19 protein-coding genes and 1 riboswitch are annotated in these 21,886 nt (G+C 42.5%); of the genes, 7 read left to right on the forward strand and 12 right to left on the reverse strand.

Annotated elements, in window-relative coordinates; genetic code table 11:
* Positions 1–28: 28 nt before the first annotated feature.
* Both DWV68_RS05280 and DWV68_RS05285 read right to left on the reverse strand, forming a co-directional pair.
* Positions 29–274: a hypothetical protein gene (locus DWV68_RS05280; protein WP_118665172.1), complete on the reverse strand. Its 246-nt coding sequence runs from the start codon at positions 272–274 to the stop codon at positions 29–31.
* Between the two features lie 196 nt (positions 275–470).
* A complete protein-coding gene (locus DWV68_RS05285) occupies positions 471–1,406 on the reverse strand; it encodes a glycoside hydrolase family 113 (RefSeq protein WP_117841594.1) in 936 nt (311 codons plus the stop codon).
* Positions 1,407–1,559: 153 nt separating this feature from the next.
* Between DWV68_RS05285 and DWV68_RS05290 the strand changes: the two genes are divergently transcribed.
* Positions 1,560–2,456 (forward strand): AraC family transcriptional regulator, encoded by an 897-nt coding sequence (locus tag DWV68_RS05290; RefSeq protein ID WP_118087847.1) that lies wholly within the window; start codon positions 1,560–1,562, stop codon positions 2,454–2,456.
* A gap of 24 nt (positions 2,457–2,480) precedes the next feature.
* Here DWV68_RS05290 and DWV68_RS05295 read toward each other — a convergent pair whose 3' ends face one another.
* Genes DWV68_RS05295 through DWV68_RS05310 form a run of 4 tightly spaced genes read right to left on the reverse strand, consistent with a single transcriptional unit; the run spans position 2,481 to position 4,305 of the window.
* Complete coding sequence (locus DWV68_RS05295; protein ID WP_117697767.1) at positions 2,481–2,798, reverse strand: LiaF transmembrane domain-containing protein; 318 nt, start codon at positions 2,796–2,798, stop codon at positions 2,481–2,483.
* A 5-nt stretch (positions 2,799–2,803) separates the two neighbouring features.
* Positions 2,804–3,340 carry a hypothetical protein gene (locus tag DWV68_RS05300; RefSeq protein WP_117841592.1) on the reverse strand — a complete coding sequence of 179 codons (537 nt, stop codon included), beginning with the start codon at positions 3,338–3,340 and terminating at the stop codon, positions 2,804–2,806.
* Between the two features lies 1 nt (position 3,341).
* A complete protein-coding gene (locus tag DWV68_RS05305; protein ID WP_117697771.1) occupies positions 3,342–3,800 on the reverse strand; it encodes a hypothetical protein in 459 nt (152 codons plus the stop codon).
* A gap of 1 nt (position 3,801) precedes the next feature.
* A complete protein-coding gene (locus DWV68_RS05310) occupies positions 3,802–4,305 on the reverse strand; it encodes an RNA polymerase sigma factor (protein WP_117697773.1) in 504 nt (167 codons plus the stop codon).
* Between the two features lie 711 nt (positions 4,306–5,016).
* Here DWV68_RS05310 and DWV68_RS05320 point away from each other — a divergent pair.
* A complete protein-coding gene (locus DWV68_RS05320; RefSeq protein ID WP_242988745.1) occupies positions 5,017–6,375 on the forward strand; it encodes an MATE family efflux transporter in 1,359 nt (452 codons plus the stop codon).
* A 105-nt stretch (positions 6,376–6,480) separates the two neighbouring features.
* Here the strand turns inward: DWV68_RS05320 and nrdD are convergent, their stop codons facing one another.
* The 5 genes from nrdD to DWV68_RS05345 form a co-directional block, all read right to left on the reverse strand.
* On the reverse strand, positions 6,481–8,643 hold the full coding sequence (gene nrdD / locus DWV68_RS05325; RefSeq protein WP_117841589.1) for an anaerobic ribonucleoside-triphosphate reductase: 2,163 nt from the start codon (positions 8,641–8,643) through the stop codon (positions 6,481–6,483).
* A gap of 94 nt (positions 8,644–8,737) precedes the next feature.
* On the reverse strand, positions 8,738–10,660 hold the full coding sequence (gene pulA, locus DWV68_RS05330; RefSeq protein WP_118665174.1) for a type I pullulanase: 1,923 nt from the start codon (positions 10,658–10,660) through the stop codon (positions 8,738–8,740).
* Positions 10,661–10,766: 106 nt separating this feature from the next.
* A riboswitch (cyclic di-GMP riboswitch) is annotated at positions 10,767–10,842 on the reverse strand.
* Positions 10,843–10,930: 88 nt separating this feature from the next.
* Positions 10,931–12,400, reverse strand: a complete 1,470-nt coding sequence (locus DWV68_RS05335; RefSeq protein ID WP_118665176.1) for a UDP-N-acetylmuramoyl-L-alanyl-D-glutamate--2,6-diaminopimelate ligase — start codon at positions 12,398–12,400, stop codon at positions 10,931–10,933.
* A gap of 17 nt (positions 12,401–12,417) precedes the next feature.
* On the reverse strand, positions 12,418–13,278 hold the full coding sequence (gene dapF / locus DWV68_RS05340) for a diaminopimelate epimerase (RefSeq protein WP_117841586.1): 861 nt from the start codon (positions 13,276–13,278) through the stop codon (positions 12,418–12,420).
* A gap of 36 nt (positions 13,279–13,314) precedes the next feature.
* A complete protein-coding gene (locus tag DWV68_RS05345) occupies positions 13,315–14,499 on the reverse strand; it encodes a trans-sulfuration enzyme family protein (protein ID WP_118665178.1) in 1,185 nt (394 codons plus the stop codon).
* Positions 14,500–14,706: 207 nt separating this feature from the next.
* Here DWV68_RS05345 and DWV68_RS05350 point away from each other — a divergent pair, with 207 nt between their 5' ends.
* The 3 genes from DWV68_RS05350 to DWV68_RS05360 all read left to right on the forward strand — a co-directional run bounded on the left by DWV68_RS05350 (position 14,707) and on the right by DWV68_RS05360 (position 18,190).
* Entirely contained in the window at positions 14,707–15,540 is an 834-nt protein-coding gene (locus tag DWV68_RS05350) for an AraC family transcriptional regulator (protein ID WP_118665180.1), read from the forward strand.
* Positions 15,541–16,077: 537 nt separating this feature from the next.
* Entirely contained in the window at positions 16,078–17,241 is a 1,164-nt protein-coding gene (locus DWV68_RS05355; RefSeq protein WP_118665182.1) for an SLC13 family permease, read from the forward strand.
* An 88-nt stretch (positions 17,242–17,329) separates the two neighbouring features.
* The gene (locus DWV68_RS05360) at positions 17,330–18,190 is read left to right on the forward strand and encodes a class I SAM-dependent methyltransferase (protein WP_118665184.1); all 861 of its coding nucleotides are present in this window, start codon (positions 17,330–17,332) and stop codon (positions 18,188–18,190) included.
* A gap of 118 nt (positions 18,191–18,308) precedes the next feature.
* Here the strand turns inward: DWV68_RS05360 and DWV68_RS05365 are convergent, their stop codons facing one another.
* Positions 18,309–18,605 carry a hypothetical protein gene (locus tag DWV68_RS05365; protein ID WP_117697786.1) on the reverse strand — a complete coding sequence of 99 codons (297 nt, stop codon included), beginning with the start codon at positions 18,603–18,605 and terminating at the stop codon, positions 18,309–18,311.
* Between the two features lie 216 nt (positions 18,606–18,821).
* Here DWV68_RS05365 and DWV68_RS05370 point away from each other — a divergent pair, with 216 nt between their 5' ends.
* Together DWV68_RS05370 and DWV68_RS05375 are read left to right on the forward strand one after the other, a co-directional pair.
* A complete protein-coding gene (locus tag DWV68_RS05370) occupies positions 18,822–19,652 on the forward strand; it encodes a substrate-binding periplasmic protein (protein ID WP_118544470.1) in 831 nt (276 codons plus the stop codon).
* Positions 19,639–21,831, forward strand: coding sequence for an ATP-binding protein (locus DWV68_RS05375; RefSeq protein WP_118540818.1), 2,193 nt, complete (start codon positions 19,639–19,641; stop codon positions 21,829–21,831). The genes DWV68_RS05370 and DWV68_RS05375 overlap by 14 nt, the downstream gene beginning before the upstream one ends.
* Positions 21,832–21,886 lie beyond the last annotated feature (55 nt).

Genomic DNA, 21,886 nt, shown 5'->3' on the forward strand with positions numbered 1-21,886 from the left:
GCTATTGTAAAAAATGACATTTATTTTTTTATGCAATATCTGCGCAGTTTACCGAGCACGGATGCCGCATAAGAACTGCAAGGGGCACTAAGAATTTTGCGAGACCTGTTCTTTCTTCCGGCAACCGGCACAAATTCACTTCCATGTTCATATGTGCCTCGCTGGCACTTCCCTGTGCCAGCGTTGCCAGATGCCGGACAAAATTCCAAGTGCCCCTAGCAGTACTTATAATGCATCCGTACTTCGACGAACCACCCAGATATATTCCTATCATAAAAACATATCATTTTTCACAATTGCAGAAGCATTCTCTCAATCGTTTTCGTTATAAAAACACTCTACCACGAAACGCCCGTTTCGGGATAGAGTGTTTTACCTTAAAAATGGTAGAAATCTATTTTATTAAGAAAAATCAGAATGTACGGATTCCATATGCCATAACAGTTTATTTTAGGTTTTTTAACTTTTTGTTACTTTTGAATAGAATCGTAGTATTTTTTCACGATTTTCTCCGCTGGTTTTGCATATATTTCATAATCTTTTCTCTTTAGGGCAGCATTCTTCGTGTAGAGATGACTGTTCCAGGACCAGAATGCCATGCCCCTCACCCATTCTCTTTTTAAGCAGGCTTCAAACATTGCCTCATACCAGTCTGCCTGTCCCTTAGCATCTGCTTCTCCCTGCACCGTCCAGTCATTTGGCACTTTATTAGAATCCACGATAGACATACATCCTGCCTCTGCAAAGAAAAATGGTTTTTGAAATTTCTTTACCACCGCTTCAATCCGGTCAAGCTGGTTCTCCCAGTCCTCCAACGGATAATAGCCACTGGAAGAAATCACATCTACTGCATCCCACCATTTCACATTATGCTCCTGATATTTATCGGTATTATAGGAAACAAGTCCGTCAAATTCACTCCGGATATCAGCGATCAGCTTCCGCCACTCTGCTTCCCTGCGCTCTGCCATAACCATTTCGCAGCCTGCAATATGCATTTCCACACCCATTTCTTTTGCCAGCCTTGCATAATGAAGCTGAAATTCGGTATAGGATTCAAACCAGTTACACCACTTTGGTTCACAGACTACGTCTTCATCAAAGAAATTGACATGGGCACGCCAGGTTCCATTTTTGCAGTTTACCGTAGGCTTTAATGCCACACGCATACCAAGCTCTTTCGCATAATCAATCATGCCCTTTAATTCATCATCTGACACCGTTGCTTCAGAAGTATAACAAATCTCTTCCGACTGTGCCGTGTCCTGCAATCCGTTGGGTGCTAAAATAACAAAATTGCTGTTGGTATTTTCTTTCATTTTCTTTAAGCTGTCAAAAGCACTCTTCTCCTGATAGCTCCCTTTTCTTGCAAATGGTGCATATGTCATGCCGCAGATATATTCCATGGTAAGTATTTCCTTTCTCCTCTTTCAATGACTTTTTATGATGGGAACTATAGCATTCGCCCTGGAATCTTGCTATAATGATTTATTATAAAAATAGTAAAAATCTCTTATGGCAGGAATTCATTTATTTTAAATATATTGGGGGACGACTTTATGAATTCACTTTTTGAATACAGCGACCGGCTGAATGCTCCTTTTGAATGCTTCTTATTTGACACAAGAATCCATTCTTTTCCCATCCGGTCCCACTGGCATTATTTTGTTGAAATTCTGTATATGTTAGAGGGCACCGCCATCATCAACTGTGATGATGATACTTATGTACTAGAAGAAGGTGATATGACGTTATTTCTTCCGCAGGCAATCCATTCTATCTATACTGCCACAGAGCAGCCATTGGTTTATTATGTCATGAAATTTGACTTAAACCAGCTTGCACCATCCGGCAATGCATTAAGTACCACTTTTTCCGGGATTAATTTTGTATCACTTTTTAATCTGGCGAAGGGTGATTCCCATGCTCCGAAATATTTTTCCAAAGCGATGTTAACAGGCTATCCCATTGCCGGAATCTTTTCCTCCTGTGAACACGAAATGCAGCAGCAGGAATACGGTTACCGGATTCTGGTACAGTCCCAGATTAATTCCCTTTTAACCTTTATCCTGCGTATCTGGCGGGCACAGGGTTTTAATACGGATAAAGCTCTGGCTATTCCGCAAAATACAGAAGAAGCGTCCATACACTCCATTACGGAATATATCGACGCTCATGCCCAGGAGCCATTAAAGGTGGAAGACCTTGCCAGAATGTGTAATATGAGTTATTCCTATTTTGCCAAAAGCTTCCGGGAACTCTATGGCCAGTCCTGTAAAAAATATATTGAATTTATCCGCCTTTGCAAGGCTGAGGATTTGCTGCTCTTTACCAATCTTGACTTGAATTATATCAGTCAGGAAACCGGATTTTCCGATTGCAGCCATTTTATTAAGGCTTTCCGAAACAAGCACAAAATGACGCCAAAGCAATACCGGAAGGAGCATTCCTCTTAAAGGTACATTCTTAATGCTGCATTCTTAAAGGTGCATGTAGATATCTGCCTGCTGAATTGCCACATCTGCTCCTGCCATCAGCATGGCAAAGAAGGTTAATGTGATGGTAAGGAATACCGCCTTACCATCATAGACAAATTCCACATTCTTCTTCCGGTTGGCAAGAAGAATTTCTATTCCAAGCAGGATAAAGATACATGGCCAAATATGGAAAATGATTTCATAGGTCAATACCGGCACAAACAGATGCACCAGAAACAGGATTCCAAATAAAACCAGTGCACTGCCTAAGGTAATGCTGCCCACTCTGTGGGTGCGTACTTCTTTCACATTCTCATCCATTTTCCTTATGCCTCCTTTTTCTCTTCTTCCTCAAGGGATTTTTTCTTACCATGAACCAGATAAATTCCTGCTGCTATAATTGCAATTCCTGCCAGCAGTCTTGGAAGCCGGTAACTGATTTCCTGAAGTACCCAGACCGTTTCATCCGGAATTAAATTTGCAATCATCCAATAGAAACTGTTCCAGATTAACATAATACCAAGCAGAATCAGCACGACTGCAATAATGGTATGATAACGCTTTACAAAGGATTTATCTTTCCCGCCTTCTCCACTTAAATGGAATAAATACTCATCCTCCACGGCATAGAATTCTTCATCTGATAAGCCTGCTAAATTGTGTACATGAAAGAAGCTGTAAAACCATGCAATTACTGCAAGCACTGCCAGCGGTCCAAGTTCAAAAATAGATGCTGCTACAATAATGCCAAAGAACATCGACATCAGGCTTAAGCCCATTTTCATAAATCCCATATACATTTCCCCTGCTCCCGGTAAAAGGGAACAGCAAAATCTTAAAAATCCATTTCTCTTTTTCGTCATGTTATCTTTCCTCCTTTAAAAACCATCCATTTGTCGTCTCAGTAATAAAATTGCAAAATGCACTGGACGCATCATTTACACTTTGTAAGAAATTCTGCTCTTCACTACGCTTTTTCGCTTTCTCTTTCTGTTCCTGTAAGTCCTTATTGACCTGCTCTTTTGCTTCTGCTACATAAGTTTCCATGTTTGGTCTGCTCTGCTGCTCCACCGTAGGAACTACAATCAGAAATGCGATTGCCGCTGCCGCCGCTGCCATTACTTTCATGCTATAAGTCAGGAGCTTCCGCTTCGCTGACACTTTTTCTTTGTATACAATAACCTTCTGCTGCTGCTCAATTTTATGTAGAATATTTTCTTCTAAATATTCCGGTGCTTTTATCATCGGTCCTTCTTCTGTTTCCCGAATCAGTGCTTCTAACGCTTCGTCACTTAAATACTCCTGTGTATCTTCTTTTCTCATATCAGCTCCGCTCCTTTCCATATAGTTTTCTAAGCATTGCCCGCGCCCGGTATATCTGTGTCTGCACGGTTTTCAAATTCTTCTGCTTTAACTCTGCTATCTCGCCGGCAGGATGTTCTTCACAGAAGTATAGCTTTGCGATTTCATCATAAGGCGGTTTCAACTGTCCGCATTTTTCCTGCAGTTCTTCTCGGACCACCTCTTCGATGCATTGCTCTTCCGGTCCTCCCGCTCTCGCAGGATGGCTTCCTAAGACTTCGTCTTCGGTGGGAACCATCCTCCTTGCCGCCTGTCTGCTGTAATCAATACATTTATTCGAAGCAATCCTGCAAAGCCAGGCTTTCTCATTCTTACCGTCGAACTCTTCCTTGTGCTGGTAGGCAGATAAAAATGTTTCCTGCGTCAAATCTTCTGCTGCAAAGTAATCTCCGGTCATCTTAACGCAAATAGAAAATACCAGATTCTGATATTTATGAACCATCTGCGTAAATGGTTCCTGACACATTTTTATCCACCTCCTTGTCTTTTAAGAACGTTCTCATACTATATAACGATTATCTTTTTCTATTGTCTTCAATTTTTTCAAAAAATCAATATTTTTTTTAATTTATTCTATCCGGAATCCATTCTATTGACTTTTCTTTTCCGTGAAACTATAATCACTGTGGTTATCATGAATGATAGAGCAATTGCGAAAGAAAACATATATAACATATTTTAGCCGATAAATCTTCTGTTTCTTTTTAAATAGGAAATATTGTAATTCCATCCCCCGCATTTTTCTTTTTGCTATTCCGCCTGTCTTTCCAATGTTTGATAAGACACTTGGGCTGTTCGCCGAAATACGGACGCCTTTTGAAATCTGCCTAGGGGCACTTGGAATTTCGTCTGCAACCGGCAACACTGGCACATGGATGTGCCAGTGAGGTGTATCTGAACATGGATGTGAATATACACCGGTTGCCAGACGAAAGTAGAATCCCATCGAAATTCTTAGTGCCCCTTGCAGATTTCAGGCGGCATCCGTAATCGACGGACAGCACAAGCGTCTTTTATCAAAGCAAACGGAAAGACAGCCGGCAATCAGGAAAAATGCGAAGCAGGAATTACATAATATTTCCTATTAAGAAAAAGAAACAAAAGATTTATTTCTCAAAATATTTTAGAATCTTTTTCTTTCGCGATTGCCAATACATCTAATATACGAGGGATTTAAATGATGGAAAAGAAGAAAAACTCCATTGATATGACTCATGGATCTTTATGGAATAAAATTTTGATTTTTGCTCTGCCGCTGGCTGCCAGCAGTATCTTACAGCAGCTTTTTAACTCTGTCGATACCGCTGTCGTCGGCAACTTTGCCAGCAGCCAGGCTTTAGCTGCCGTGGGAAGCAACAGTTCCCTGATTGCTTTGATGATTAACCTTTTTATCGGTATTTCACTGGGTTCGAATGTTATTATTTCCCGATATATCGGTCAGGGTGTCCATAAGAATATCAAAGCAGCCATTCACACTGCCATTGTTGTGGCTCTGGCTGGCGGCATTTTCCTGCTGGTTTTGGGACAGTTTATTGCAAGACCGGTTCTGGTACTGATGGGAACGCCGGATGATGTCATTGACCTTGCGGTCTTATACCTTCGGATTTACTTCCTTGGTATGCCATTTATTCTGTTATATGACTTCTGCTCCTCGATTCTCCGGAGTACCGGAGACAGCAGACGGCCGCTTTATGCACTGATTGCAGCCGGTGTTATCAATACCGGGCTGAATCTTATTCTGGTCATTGCCTTCCACCTTGGCGTATCCGGTGTTGCTATCGCTACCGTGGTTTCGAATATTGTAAGCTCCGGAATCCTGATTTACATCCTGCTGCATGAGGATGATCCGATTCGTTTAGAGCCAAAGGCACTTGCTATTTCCTGGCATGAATTAAAGAAGATTCTTGTCATCGGTGTTCCTGCCGGATTGCAGGGTATGGTCTTTTCCATTGCCAATGTCTGCATCCAGAGTACCATTAACAGCTTCGGCTCTGATGCTGTCGCCGGTTCTGCCGCAGCGTTAAACTTTGAATATTTTTCCTATTTTGTGGTAAATGCTTTTGCCCAGACTACTGTTACTTTCACCAGCCAGAATTACGGTGCCGGTGAATATGACCGCTGCAAAAAGGTATTCCGCTTAAATATGATATTTTCCCTTATCTTCTGTGGACTCCTTTCCAGCGTCTTCATCTTAGGACGGGGCTTCTTCCTGCACCTTTACAGCAATGACCCGAAGGTACTTACCTTTGCCGTCCAGCGTCTGTTAATAGCAACAACTTTGGAGCTTTTGACTTCTACCTATGAAATCAGTGGAGGTGCCATGCGTGGGCTGGGACATTCCCTGTCGCCTGCACTGATTACCGTTTTCGGTTCCTGCGTCCTGCGGCTCATCTGGGTATCTACCGTCTGCCGGTATTTCCATGAGTTCTGGGTAGTTATGATTATCTATCCGATTTCCTGGGTGCTGACCGGAAGCATGATGCTCCTTGCCTATTACCTGCTGCGCAGGAAGCTGTTCCGAAAAAGCGCACTATAGAAAATCCCGGAAGCAGATGGTTCCTTCTTCCAAAGAATGAATCTTTCTGTTTCCGGGGTATTTTTATGGAGCCAGCTTTAAAGTACTCCTTTTTCTAAATTTTCTTTATAAATGTAATACACGGTCTTTGATTTCCTGAGTTCTTCCCTGATTCCAGAACTGGGTTCCGATATAACCACAGGTACGTCTTGCCACGTTCATCTTATCCTGGTCACGGTTACCACAGCTTGGGCATTCCCACACCAGCTTGCCGTATTTGTCTGTTACAATTTTAATCTCGCCATTGTAACCACATTCCATACAATAATCACTCTTGGTATTCAGTTCTGCATACATAATATGGTCATATATATAACGAATGACAGACAGTACTGCCTCAATATTATCCTGCATATCCGGCACTTCCACATAGCTGATTGCGCCGCCCGGGGAAAGCTCCTGGAACTTTGCTTCAAAACCAAGCTTCTTGAATGCGTCAATGTGCTCTGTTACATGGACATGATAGCTGTTAGTAATATAACTCTTATCCGTAACGCCCGGAATAATTCCGAAACGCTTCTGTAAACATTTTGCAAATTTATAGGTCGTAGACTCAAGCGGTGTCCCATATACACTGAAAGCAATATTTGTCTCTGTCTTCCACTTATCGCAGGCATCATTTAAATGCTGCATCACTGCCAGTGCAAATGGTGTTGCTTCCGGATTAGTATGGGATTTACCAGTCATATAACGGGTACATTCACACAATCCTGCATAGCCTAAAGAAATAGTGGAATAGCCGCCATATAAAAGCTTGTCTATGGTCTCGCCCTTCTTAAGACGGGCCAGTGCACCATACTGCCAGAGAATCGGTGCCACATCAGAAGGCGTTCCCTTCAGACGGTTATGTCTTGCCATCAACGCACGATAGCATAATTCCAGACGCTCATCAAAAATTTCCCAGAAACGGGTCATATCTCCGCCGGAGGAACATGCAATATCCACCAGATTCAGTGTTACGACACCCTGATTGAACCGTCCGTAATATTTCGGCTTTCCTTCTTCATCTTTGTATACACTTAAGAAAGAACGGCAGCCCATACATGGATAGCAGTTGCCCTCTTTCAGCTGTTTCATGATTTTTTCTGAAATATAATCCGGTACCAGACGCTTTGCGGTACATTTTGCAGCCAGCTCTGTCAGATAATAATACTTGGAATCCGGCTCAACATTGTCTTCTTCCAACACGTAAATCAGTTTTGGAAATGCCGGTGTAATGTAGATGCCCTGCTCATTTTTCACACCAAGAATTCTCTGCTTCAAGACTTCTTCAATGATAGCTGCCAGGTCATCCCTTACCTGTCCTTCCGGTACTTCATCAATATACATAAATACGGTTACAAACGGTGCCTGTCCATTGGTTGTCATCAATGTGATCACCTGATACTGAATCATCTGGACACCACGTTTGATTTCATCTTTGACACGAATCTCAGCTACTTTATTAATCTGTTCTTCTATTAATTCCAGTCCTGCCGCTTCAAATTCCGCTGCTACCTGACGACGGAATTTCTGACGGCTCACATTGACAAATGGTGCTAAATGTGCCAGCGAAATACTCTGTCCCCCATACTGGGAACTTGCAATCTGGGCAATGCTCTGGGTTGCAATATTGCAGGCAGTCTCAAAGCTCTTTGGCTTATCAATCATGGTCTCACTGATTACCGTACCATTCTGCAGCATATCCTCCAAATTAACCAGACAGCAGTTATGCATATGCTGTGCAAAATAATCGGAATCGTGGAAATGTATAATTCCCTGCTCATGGGCTTCTACAATATCCTGTGGCAGCAGGAAGCGCTTGGTAATATCCTTGCTGACTTCTCCTGCCATATAATCACGCTGCACACTGCTTACAGTTGGATTTTTGTTGCTGTTTTCCTGCTTTACTTCCTCATTCTTGCAGGCAAGCAGCGTCAGAATCTGGTCGTCGGTAGAATTGGTCTTCCTTACCAGAGCACGTTTATAGCGGTAAGTGATATAATTTCTGGCTACCGTATACGCACGCTGATTCATAATCAGGTTCTCCACCAGATCCTGAATCTCTTCTACGGTTAATGCACGGTTCATGGTATTACATGCCTTCTCCACATTTTCACCAATGGCATTAATCTGTGCCTCTGTCATACGCTCGCTGTCTACCACACTTTCATTGGCTTTACACACAGCCGCTAAAATCTTCTCTTTATCAAATATAACTTCCGTCCCGCTTCTCTTAATGATTTTCATATTCGCACCCCTATTCAAAATAATTCATTTTCAACGCGTATACTATATATTGTATCAGATTAAATTATCTTTTCAAGGTATTGTGCCAAATTGTTTATTCTTTTTCTAATACAAGAGCGGAAAGCGGCTCTACATCGGCCTTTTCGGAAATAATTTTTTTGCCGTCTGCACCTGCCGTTTTGTCATCCACCAGAATTTTCCATTTTCCTTCCGGCAAATTATACAAAATCTCTTCATCATTTCCGTTGAATATTACCAAAATGTTTTCTGGTGTATCATCTGCACCTTTTCCCTTTAAAAGATATGCCACAACATTTTCCGGTGTATCTGATAAGAAGCAGAGATTCTGTGTCATTTCCGCTTCACTCTGCATACGGAATACCGGATGGGCTTTCCGCAGTGCCATCAAGCCCTTATAGTATGCTATCATATCCGGATATTCATGTATATTATCCCACTTGATGCTGTTTACCGCATCCGGCATATTATAGCTGTTTTCTGCAAAACCTTTTTTCTCCGGCAGCGGTTTGCTGCGGAGGAATTCTTCACCTGCCTGGATAAAAGGCACACCCTGGGAAGTAAATACAATGGCTGCGCACAACCGGTTCATGGCTTTCTTCTTTTCTTCCGATGCCTCCGGGCAGGAGACGGATAATTTATCCCACAGGGTATAGTTATCATGACAGGAGACATAATTAATACTCTGTCCCGGCTCTTTCGCCCACGGCTTACTGCCATAGGCATCATAATCTACCTGTGGATGTGCGACTGCTCCTGTAATGCCATAGCGCAATGCATTTTCCAGATGGGTGCCGCCATTAACGAAGCCCAGATGATCATCATAGAATACGCTTCCTTTTATGGTATCACGGATGTCATCATTGAACATGCCGATTCCCGGCATCTTTTTCGCACTGGCTTTAAATGCACGTTTCTCCTCTGCCAGAGAAGATGGGCCACCGTTCCAGCCTTCCCCATAAAGATAAATATCCGGACGGATTTCTTTTAAACGCTCTGCAATAACATTCATTGTATCAATATCCAGAACTCCCATCAAATCAAAGCGGAATCCATCGATATGATATTCCTTTGCCCAGTAAATCAGGGAATCTACGATTAATTTCTGCACCATCGGACGGTCACTGGCCACTTCATTGCCACAGCCGGATCCGTCAGTATATCCGGTCTCATCACTTCTATAATAATAGCCCGGCACAATCTTCTGAAGGTTGGAATCATCCCTTCGATAGGTATGATTAAAGACCACATCCATAATCACTCCGATTCCTCTGCTGTGCAATGCCAGCACCATCTGTTTCATTTCCTGAATCCGCACTGTTCCATCATATGGGCTGACTGCATAAGAACCTTCCGGAACATTATAATTATCCGGATCATATCCCCAGTTATACTGTGCTTTCTGATTTTTCTCATCTACGGTCTCAAAATCAAATGCCGGAAGAATCTGTACATGTGTCACACCAAGGCCACTGATATAATCAAGTGCGGTTGCTTCTCCAAAATGATTTGTAGTATTGGCTTCCGTCAGGCCTAAGAACTTTCCATTATGAAATACGCCGCTGGATTCATCCATCGTAAAATCTCTTACACTGCCTTCATAAATCACTGCATCTACAATCTGCTCCGGATTCCGGTATTCATCCAGTTCAAATCCCTGCGGATTGGTCTTTGCAAGATCAATTACCATTCCACGCTGCCCGTTTACACCCGCTGATCGTGTATATGGATCAACTGCTTCCTGCTCTTCTCCGTGATTTACTACTGTATAGGTATAGTAGATTCCATTGCAATCGCCCTGTTTTTCAAAAACGTAAGTACCGTTTACTGACTTCTTCATAACATGCTGTTCTATGAGATTATCTCCTTCGCCCTGTTTATAAAGGTTCAGCTTCACAGATTCTGCCTCCGGTGCCCAGACCTTAAATCTTGTCATTTTCGGTGAGTATACCGCTCCTAAATCATTTCCTGTGTATACTTCATAATCAAACTTCTGCATATTTTTTCCTTTCCCTTGTTACCTGCGTACGGCTACAGGAAACACGCTTTGCGCATTCCCGCATAACCGAAAAAAGGAAGCTTCCGCCAATGCACGGATGCTTCCTTCTTGCAACTGGCTGTCATTTCAAAGACCCTATAGCTTTGCGTCACAGGCTTTCACCTGTTTTGCTGATACATAATCTTTATTATAATGGTGGCACAATTATAAGTCAATGACTCCGGTTACTTATTGCTATTCTTATATTTCAGTACAATTCACATATGTGAATTATAAATTTAACTCTTTTTTTATTTCGGCAATTGCTTCTCTTTCATCAAAATGATATTTTACACCTTTGATTTCCTGATAATCTTCATGACCTTTTCCAAGGAGCACTATCATATCACCCTTTTTGGCATTTTCGATACAATATTTGATGGCTGCCTTGCGGTCATCGATTTCGATATATTTTCCGTTGCTCTTTGCAAGGCCAATCTTAATATCGTTGTTAATGTCGCGGATTTCTTCATCTCTTGGGTTATCACAGGTCAACACACTTAAATCTGCCAGTTCTCCTGTCACTTCTCCCATGTCATAGCGGCGCAGCTTGGAACGGTTTCCACCTCCACCATAGACACAGATTAAACGTTTCGGATGATACTCTTTTAATGTGGTAAGCACGCTTCTTGTGCTGACTTCATTGTGGGCATAATCAATAATTACCGTAAAATCTTTGGAAACCGGAACTAATTCCACACGGCCTCTCACTTTTACGTTATCCAATCCCCGTAAAATTGCCTCATCGGAAATTCCTGCCAGATGACAGGTCAGCATGGTTACCAGTGAATTGTATACTGAAAAGCTTCCCGGAATATGAACTACTGCATAAACATTCATACAGCCGGTAGTGGTAAAATGCATTCCAATCTGTCCCTCTTCATCCAGATATCCAACAGCTCCCGCCATCAGGTCTGCGTCTTTCTTACAGGAGAAGGTATGAAGCTTACAGGTATGATTTTTGATTATTCCAGCTACGTGCTCATCATCTGCATTTACAATTCCCTCTTTGCACTGACGGAATAAGAGACTCTTGCATTCCTGATATTCTTCAAAGCTGGCATGCTCATTTGGTCCGATATGATCCGGTGATAAGTTGGTAAAGATTCCATAATCAAATACAATTCCTGCCACGCGGTGCATCTTAAGTCCCTGGGAGGATACTTCCATTACTACATATTCACAGCCGGCATCTACCATGGCACGGAACATCTTATGTAATTCATAAGATTCCGGTGTGGTATTCTTTGCCGGAAGCTTCTCCTCGCCAATCAGGGCACCGATGGTTCCAATCAGTCCGACTTTCCTGCCGGCTTCCTCTAAAACGCTCTTTATCATATAAGTAGTAGTGGTCTTTCCTTTGGTTCCGGTCAGTCCAATGGTGGTAAGCTCTCTGTCCGGGTGTCCAAAGAAAGCAGCCGACATAATTGCCAGGGCATAGCGGGCATCCTCTACCTGAAGTACAGTACAGTCTGCCGGAATATCAGCTTTCACTTCATGCTCTACTACAAAGGCTTTTGCTCCTTTTTTTGCTGCATCTTCTATAAAATCATGTCCATCTACAACTGCACCCACCATGCAGACAAATACGGTGTCTTTTTCTACTTTTCTCGAATCATAGATAATATCGCTGATTTCTTTCTCCATCTCTCCCTGCAGACAGGTATAGGTCAATTCTTCACATATTTCTGCTAATTTCATACTTCTCTCCTAATGTATTATTCCGCTGTTCCGATAATGTGGCTTGCATCAATTTCCGATTCAAATACCGTATGGGAAGGTCCGGTCATAAACATATGTCCGCTTTCTTCCTCCCACTCAATATAGAGCGGTCCGCCAATCTGCTCTACCGTTACTTTCCGGTCTAAGCGTCCGGTTAATACGCCGGCTACCACTGCAGTACAGCATCCGGTTCCGCATCCGATAGTCTCTCCGGTTCCTCTTTCCCATTCCCGGATTTTCACATAATCCCTGCGCACAAATTCCACAAAAGTTACATTGGTCTTATTGGTAAAAAGCTCTGTCATATGTTCAATGGTTTTTCCGTATTTTTCTACATCAAGGTCTGCCACGCTGTCTACATACATGGCACAATGCGGGTTGCCCCATGATACTGCCGTAATATGGAAGGTCTTATCCAGTACCTGTACCGGCTGCTCTACAAATTCATCCAGCTTTGTGTTGACCGGAATCACTTTTGCAGACATTCTCGGTGCTCCGATATCTGCTCTGATATTACTTACCAGGCCGTCCGTCACAGTCAAGTTCAGATGCTGCATGCCTCCTAAGGTTTCAATTACAAGGTCTGTCTTATCCGTCAGTCTGTGGTCATATACATATTTTCCAACGCTGCGCAATGCATTTCCACACATCTCGCCTTCTGTTCCATCCGGGTTAAACATCCGCATCCGGAAATCCCCTTTCCCGGACGGGCAAATCAATACCATTCCGTCAGAACCAATGGCAAAATGCCGGTCACTTACGAATCTCGCAAGCTCCGGCAGATTGTCAAGATGCTGATGAATGGCATCGATATATACATAATCGTTTCCAAATGCCTGCATCTTTGTAAATTTCATTTATTTTCTCCTTGCTTTCTCTTTCCTTTATTTTTCTTAAGCATTCATTGCCCGGTCTAAATCTGCAATGATATCATCCACATTTTCAATTCCTACTGACATACGAAGGAAGCAGTCTGTAATACCCAGCTTCTCTTTCACATCAAGTGGTGTATCCTCATGAGTCTGTGTGGTCGGATATGTGATTAAGGTCTCTGTTCCGCCAAGACTCTCTGCAAACATAATCATATCTACATTTTTAAGAATCTTCTTAACGGTCTCATAGCTGTCTACGGTAAAGGAAATCATTCCGCCAAATCCGGTGGTCTGACGGCAGGTTACTTCGTAATCCTTATGGTCTTCAAAGCCAACATAATATACTTTCTTTACCTTCGGCTGTGTACGAAGCCACCCTGCTACCTTCCTGGCATTCTCATTGTGACGGTCCATACGGACTGCAAGTGTCTTGATTCCCCTTAATACCAGCCAGCTGTCTAACGGTGCCAGCTGGCTTCCGTGGGATTTGATATGGATGTGAATCTTATCCGCAATTTCTTTGTTATCCTTTACCACTACGATTCCGGAAATGGTGTCATTGTGTCCCCCAAGATATTTTGTTGAACTGTGAGTTACAATGTCAGCTCCCAACTGCAGCGGTTTCTGGAAATATGGTGTTAAAAATGTATTATCTACCACTGTTAATGCTCCGATGGATTTTGCGATTTTAGAAATGGCATGAATGTCTGCCACCTTCATCATCGGATTGGTCGGTGTCTCAACGAAGAACATTTTTGTATTCGGGCGGATAGCTGCCTTTACTTCGTCTAATTCAGACATATCTACATAAGTATGCTCGATTCCATATTTTCCAAATACATCTCCAATGATACGGAAGGTTCCACCATAAATATCATCGGAAAGAATTACATGCTCGCCCGGATTTAATAAGGAAAATACTGCCATATTCGCAGCCTGTCCGGAAGAAAATGCAAATCCCTGGATACCGCCCTCTAAAATTGCCATGGTACGCTCTAATTCCTGTCTGGTCGGATTCTCAAGACGGCTATAGGCAAATCCTGTTGTCTGTCCTAATTCCGGATGGCGGAAGGTTGCTGCCTGAAAGATTGGCATGCTGACTGCGCCGGTTAATGGTTCCGTTCCTAATGCTCCATGTACTGCCTTGGATTCAAAATGTAAATCCTCTTTTGTACTGTAATCGGTATAGTTGCTGAAGTTTTTCATATTGTTACCGCCTTTCTTCGTCTTAATTACCCACCAGATATTTTCGTTTCTAACAGGACAACCGTCTATTGACGCACTTGTCCTTTTTCATATATTAATCATTATACCAACATTTTATTGAAATTGATAGTAAAATAATGCTTTCCTTATTGCAAATCGTGCTTTATACTGTTCCTAGATTGACTTTGTATATAGGATGTGATTTTTATGAAAAAATATGAGAAAACCGGATATCTTCATCATGATTTTAAGATATTTCACCTGACTGACCACGAAATGTCTGCCTACGACTTTCATTATCATGATTTTCACAAACTGCTCTTTTTCCTAAGCGGCAATGTCACCTATTGTATTGAAGGAAAATCCTACCAGCTTACCCCGGGGGATCTGGTTCTTGTCCGTGCCGGTGAAGTCCACCGCCCGGTCATTCATGATACCACCCCCTACGAGCGGATGATTATTTATGTCTCTCCGGATTTTGCAGTTACATCATCCGATAAGACTATTTTCTTAAACCAGTGCTTTCTTCCGGACGCTGCCATGCCGTCCAATGTCCTGCACTTATCCGGCATGAAGGACCGGCGGCTCTTAGATACCATGACCGAGCTTGTCCACTCATTTTCCGGGGACGGCTTTGCCAATGAGCTTTACCAGAATACACTTTTCTTAGAATTTATGATTCACTTAAACCGGGCTGCCCTGTCCGGCACTCTGCAATATGAAGATTCCTTTCAGGCAAATGAAAAGATTCTGTCGGTTCTTACCTATATGAATGAACATCTGACGGAAGATATTACGGTGGATTCTTTAGCCGAGCACTTTTTTACCAGCCGCTATTATCTGATGCACTCTTTTAAAGAGCAGACCGGATATACCATCGGAAATTATCTTTCCACGAAACGGCTTCTCTTTGCCAGGGATTTAATCAGCTCCGGCACTGCGGTAACCGATGCCTGCTTTGCCTGCGGCTTTCACAATTATTCTACTTTTCTTCGTGCCTATAAGAAGCAGTTTGGAAAATCCCCGCGGGAAATGATTTAGGTGCTGCGAAAGAATAACATTTTAACAGAAATTTCTTTGCTATTTGAAGTAGGTGTGTTTATGTGCGTCAAAATACCAGTAGTTCTTAATATTATGTTTTGCTTGTCTGCAAGCAGTCTTTCCGTTGCTTTGACATAAGATAGTGCCACTGTCCGTCGAATACGGATGCCACATAACGCCTGCAAGGGGCACTAGGAATTTCGGATAATTAAGAAGTCCGTCTGGCAACCGGCGCATATTCACATCCATGTTCAGATGCGCCTCGCTGGCACGTCCTGTGCCAGCGTTGCCGGATGCCAGGCGAAATTCCAAGTGCCCCTAACAGCCTTTATCAGGCATCCGCACTTTGACGAACAGTGGCGCTATCTTTGTTAAACATTGGAAAGACTGGTTTTATCGCCAAAAGCAAAACTAATATTTTAGAACTACGGTATTTCGATGCAAAACAAAGATACTTTACATAGCGAAGAAATTATTAGCAAAATGTTATTATCTTTCGCAACTGCCTAAGATATGATTTCATAGAAGGAGACCTGTATGTTTACAAAAGTAAAAGATTTTTTCAAAAAAGAAACCGTCTGCTGCATTGCTTTCCTGCTGGCAGTTGTATCCATGTTTTTTATTCCACCATCCGTAAATTACTTTTCTTATATTGATTTCCGGGTACTGGCTCTTTTATTCTCCCTGATGGCTGTGGTAAGGGGTTTTTCTTCGATTGGCGTCTTTACCAGACTTGGAACCCTGCTCCTTCATAAGGTACATTCCCTGCGGACACTGGCAGCCCTTTTTATCTTTCTCTGCTTCTTTTTCAGTATGCTGATCACCAACGATGTTGCCCTGATCACTTTTGTGCCTTTTACAATTCTGGTGCTGTCGATGGCTGACCAGCGACAGGCATTGATTCCGGTTATTGTCTTAGAAACGATTGCTGCCAATCTCGGCAGTATGCTGACTCCCCTTGGCAATCCGCAGAATCTCTATCTGTATACAATTTCCGGTCTGTCTCTATGGGATTTTATCCGGATTATGCTGCCTTATTCTGCTGTGTCTGGATTACTGCTTATCCTTTTTCTTCTGATTCTTCCAAAAGTCTCTTTCCAGGCAGGCAATTTTTCTACAGTCCAAACGGAATCTTCCGCCTGTTCCACTGATAAGCCAGCCTCTTCCCGCAGTCACAGGAATCCCCGGATTCTGTTTGCCGCTTATTGCATTCTTTTTCTGATATGCCTTCTGACGGTACTGCACATTCTGCCATTTCAGATAATGCTGCTTATCGTTTTCTTTAGTTTTCTTATTCTTGATTACCATGTGTTAAAAGATGTGGATTATTTTCTGCTGCTTACTTTTTTCTGTTTCTTTCTCTTTATCGGGAATATCAAACAGATTCCTTTTGTTCACGACCTTATTGCCGTGCTTTTAGTTCAGCATGAAGTGTCCATAGGAATTATCAGCAGCCAGATTATCAGCAATGTGCCTGCTGCCATCCTGCTTTCCGGTTTTACCAATAATTATTCCGCACTGCTTATCGGTGTCAACTTAGGTGGTCTTGGCACACTTATTGCTTCACTGGCAAGCCTTATTTCCTTTAAGTTCTATGCCAATACCGATGGCAGTAACAAGAAACGTTATCTTGGTATCTTTACCCTTTATAATGCCATTTTTCTTGTGATTCTCTTCGGACTTTACCGATTCTTTGGTTGACGGAACATTTTTGCCCTTATATAATAGGATTCAGATGTTTTAAGGAAATCATCATGAATCATACCGTAAGAATATTGGAGGAAATGCTATGTGGCTTGCAAATAACTGGAAAGATTATGAAGTAATAGACTGTTCAAAAGGTGAGAAATTAGAGCGTTGGGGTGACTATATCCTGGTACGTCCAGACCCACAGGTTATCTGGGATACACCACGCAAAGAAAAAGGCTGGCATAAAATGAACGCCCACTATCACCGCAGTAAAAAGGGCGGCGGCGAATGGGAATTCTTTGACCTGCCACAGCAGTGGAGTATCCACTACCGTAACCTTACTTTCCAGTTAAAGCCTTTCAGTTTCAAGCACACAGGTCTTTTCCCGGAGCAGGCTGCTAACTGGGACTGGTTCTCTGAACTTATTAAAAAAGCAGGAAGACCAGTTAAAGTCTTAAATCTTTTTGCCTATACCGGTGGTGCTACGATTGCTGCCGCAGCAGCAGGTGCATCCGTTACCCATGTAGACGCTTCCAAAGGTATGGTTACCTGGGCCAAGGAAAATGCTGCTTCTTCCGGTCTTGCAGATGCACCAATCCGCTGGATTGTAGATGACTGTGTCAAATTCGTGGAACGTGAAATCCGCCGTGGCAACCACTACGATGCCATCATTATGGACCCTCCATCCTATGGCAGAGGTCCGAAAGGAGAAATCTGGAAAATCGAAGAATCTATCCATCCGCTGGTCAAACTCTGTGCACAGCTTCTGGTGAACAGACCTTTGTTCTTCCTGATTAATTCCTATACTACCGGCTTACAGCCAGCTGTCCTCTCTTACCTTATCGGAACAGAACTAAAACGTTTCCCTGGCAAAGTCACAGCCGACGAAATCGGTCTTCCGGTCAGTTCCAACGGACTTACACTTCCTTGTGGGGCTTCCGGACGGTTCGAGGGGATTTAAATTTAATGCAATTCTTTATATATAAATCAGATACAAATTTGCATTTCAATTAAACGTCAAAAAGGCATGACGTTAATCCGTCATGCCTTTTCATTCCTATCCTTTTCGAATCTGCTCATTAATAATCTTCATGTCCAATAAACTTGCACTTAGCAATATATCCACCACACCAGATGGCTCCCGCCACTGTTACGGACAGCAGACACTTGAATACCGCCAGTGCGATGATTCCAATTGTAAGATTTCCTGCAAAGTATGCAGAAACCACCCCCTGTATTGGTTTACATAACATAAGCCAGCCTCCCACATAAAGGGCTAGCAGCGTTCCGATGACAGAACAGAGTGTTCCGATCATCAGTCTCAGTGTTTTATGGCTAATCTGTGTTTCCTCTGCCTGTTTTGTAACTTCTTTCATCCTAATTTCCCTCTTCTCTAACATATCCCTTAGCATTTCTACTTGTTTAAACTTTTCAGATAAAAATTTGCATTTCTATATCAAATATACAATTTTTTTGTCGAAAGTTCAAGTGATTTTCTATTGCAATCTGTTGTAATCTGTTGTATCTGCGCCTTTCTTACTTTATAATAGTAACACAGTAAAAAGAATTTTTTTCAGGGGTGACTCTATTATATGAATGGTTCGAAAAAACTACAACAGCTATTGGCTGTTCTCTGTATTTTTACATTTTTATTATGTAGCTGCAGAAAAGCGGAAAATACTCTTTCCACAAAACAGGAAAATTCGCTGCCAACTATTGTAATCGGCAGCGACAATTATCCGCCTTTTAATTATAGCGGAACAGACGGCAGACCAACCGGCATTGATGTGGAACTTGCCACGGAAGCCTTCCACAGAATGGGCTATCAGGCTGAATTTGTCACCATCGACTGGGAAAATAAAAAAGCTCTTCTGCAGGATGGCAGTATCGACTGTGCATGGGGCTGCTTTAGCATGGACGGACGAATGGATGAATACAAATGGGCGGGACCTTATATGATCAGCCAGCAGGTGGTTGCAGTCAGTCCGGACAGCAATATTTACACCCTGCAGGATCTTGCCGGTAAAAACATCGCCGTTCAGGCTACCACGAAACCGGAAGATATTTTTCTCAACCAGACCGACCCCGACATTCCAAAAATTAACGGGCTTTTCGCCATGCAGAATCGTGAGCTGATTTACCCAATGTTAAGCAAAGGTTATGTGGATGCGGTTGCTGCCCATGAAACTTCTATTTTACAATATATGTCTGATTATCATGTGGAATACCGCATTCTGGATAAACCGCTTCTTACTGTCGGACTGGGTGTGGCTTTCTCTCTTGATGATACCAGCGGGCTTAACGAAAAACTGTCTGATACTTTAGAGGAAATGCAAAAAGATGGAACCTCTGAGAAAATCATCGGAAAATACTTAGCACATCCAAGTACTTATCTGGAGGTAGAAAATTATGAAGTCAAATAAGAACAAACCCTTTAGACTGCGTTTTTTCTGGCCTTTTTCAATATTTCTTGGCATCCTGTTCTTCCTTCTGGTATTTTTTACTTCCGCAAACGATGATATCGAATCCACAGAAGAACACCTTGCAGATACGGTTAATTATTTGAAGAAACAATGCTCCACCTACAGCAATTTAAATTTAGCCTCCGAAACCAAGAGCCTGATGCGTATTATTGAATGCTGTCAGCAGGCTGCCCACAATATTTCTACGGATAACTGTCTGCATGGCACAACATCCATGGAAAAAGCTTCCATGGAAGAATTTACAAAAGAGTTTTATATTACCGGCATTATTTTTCTGGATGAAACCGGAACTGTAACCTCTGAATATTGTACTGATTCCATTGGCAGTGCCGGCCTAACCGATACGCTGGAAAAAGAAGTTCTTCTGGATGTTGCCATACATCCGGAAAAAACATACTCTTCCAGAATCAACTGTGAAGATGGCTCTTATATCGACCTGGCAGCGGTAGGACGTACCGATACCTCTGGTATTATTGTAACTTATTACCATACACCACTTGATTATATTGAAAGTTACAGTATCTCTTTTCAGAATTTGCTGTCCGGCTACAGTATCAGCCGTAACAGCACCATTGTCATTACCAGTGGTGATAAAGTGATTGCCTCAAATGAAGAAAAACTCGAAGGAACAGATATTAATGATATTGAAGTACTACAGAATATAAACAAAAAAGCGGTAAGTGGACAGATGGTTCATGTTCATAATACAGTCTCCTCACCAAAGCATGTCTTTGGTATGTTAGATCAGGGACAGAATTATTATATCTACGTCTATCTGCCTGAGCATGCAGTTTTTGAAACGACTCCGCGAAAAGTATTTTATTATATGTTTGGTTATATCTGCCTTCTTCTGATTTTCCAGATGCTGCGCTGGAGGACTGACCAGAGCTACCAGAAAGCCCAGTTGAAGAAGGATAAACTCTATCAGGAATCACTAAAGGAGGCTGCCAAAAAAGCAGAAAGTGCCAACCTTGCCAAGACTGAATTTTTGCAGCGGATGAGTCACGATATCCGGACGCCGATTAACGGAATCCGTGGTATGGTGGAAATTGCCGGACATTATAAAGATAACCCTGTCAAGCAGCAGGAATGTCTCGGGAAAATCCGAGAGGCTTCTGGTCTGCTCTTAGAACTTGTAAATGAAGTTCTTGATATGGGGAAACTGGAATCCGGCGAAATTGTCTTAGAATCCCGCCCATTCCATGTTCTACACCTGGTCAATGATATCACCACCATCATAGAAAAGCAGGCTGCGGAACGTGGCATCGAAATTATTTCCGGAGTTCCTTCTGTCCAGCATCCCTGTCTCATCGGAAGTCCTATTCATATCAAGCGGCTTCTTATGAATATTGTAAGCAATGCAGTAAAATATAATAAGGAAAATGGAAAAGTCATTCTAAGTTGTCATGAAGTACGTTTCACGGAAGATACTGCCTGGATTGAATTTACCTGCTCTGATACCGGAATCGGCATGAGCAAAGAATTTCAGGAGCATTTATTTGAACCTTTTACTCAGGAAAACCATAATGCCCGTTCTACTTACAACGGTACCGGACTTGGCATGGCAATTGTAAAGAATCTTTTGGATAAAATGGGCGGAACCATTGATTTTTCCAGCGAAAAGGATATTGGCACCACTTACCGGATTACGATTCCTTTTTGTATCGACCATAATGCCGCTTCCACTTCTGAAGCGGAAACTTCCGATGAAGAAATCTCTCTTTCCGGCTATCATATTCTTCTGGCAGAAGATAATTCTCTTAATCTTGAGATTGCGGAATTTATTCTGACGGATGCTGGTGCAACGGTTACTGAAGCCCACAATGGAAAGGAAGCCCTGACCTTATTTGAAGCCTCCTCTCCGCAGGAATACGATCTGATTCTGATGGATGTCATGATGCCAGTTATGGATGGCTACCAGGCTACGAAAGCCATCCGTTCCCTGGACCGTGCAGATGCCGCAACCATTCCGATTCTTGCCATGACTGCCAATGCTTTTGCAGAAGACCGGCAGAAGACTTTTTCTGCCGGAATGAATGAACATCTCACCAAACCGCTGGATACAGAACTTCTTTTAAAAACAATTGCTAAATACACACCTCGGAAGAAGCTCCTATGACGCCATAGTGCAGCGGGAACTTTCTCTTCTTTGCCAGACAACCGTAAGGAACTGC

Origin of the sequence: Roseburia sp. AF12-17LB, assembly GCF_003479605.1 — a bacterium.
Taxonomy (GTDB): domain Bacteria; phylum Bacillota; class Clostridia; order Lachnospirales; family Lachnospiraceae; genus Roseburia_C; species Roseburia_C amylophila.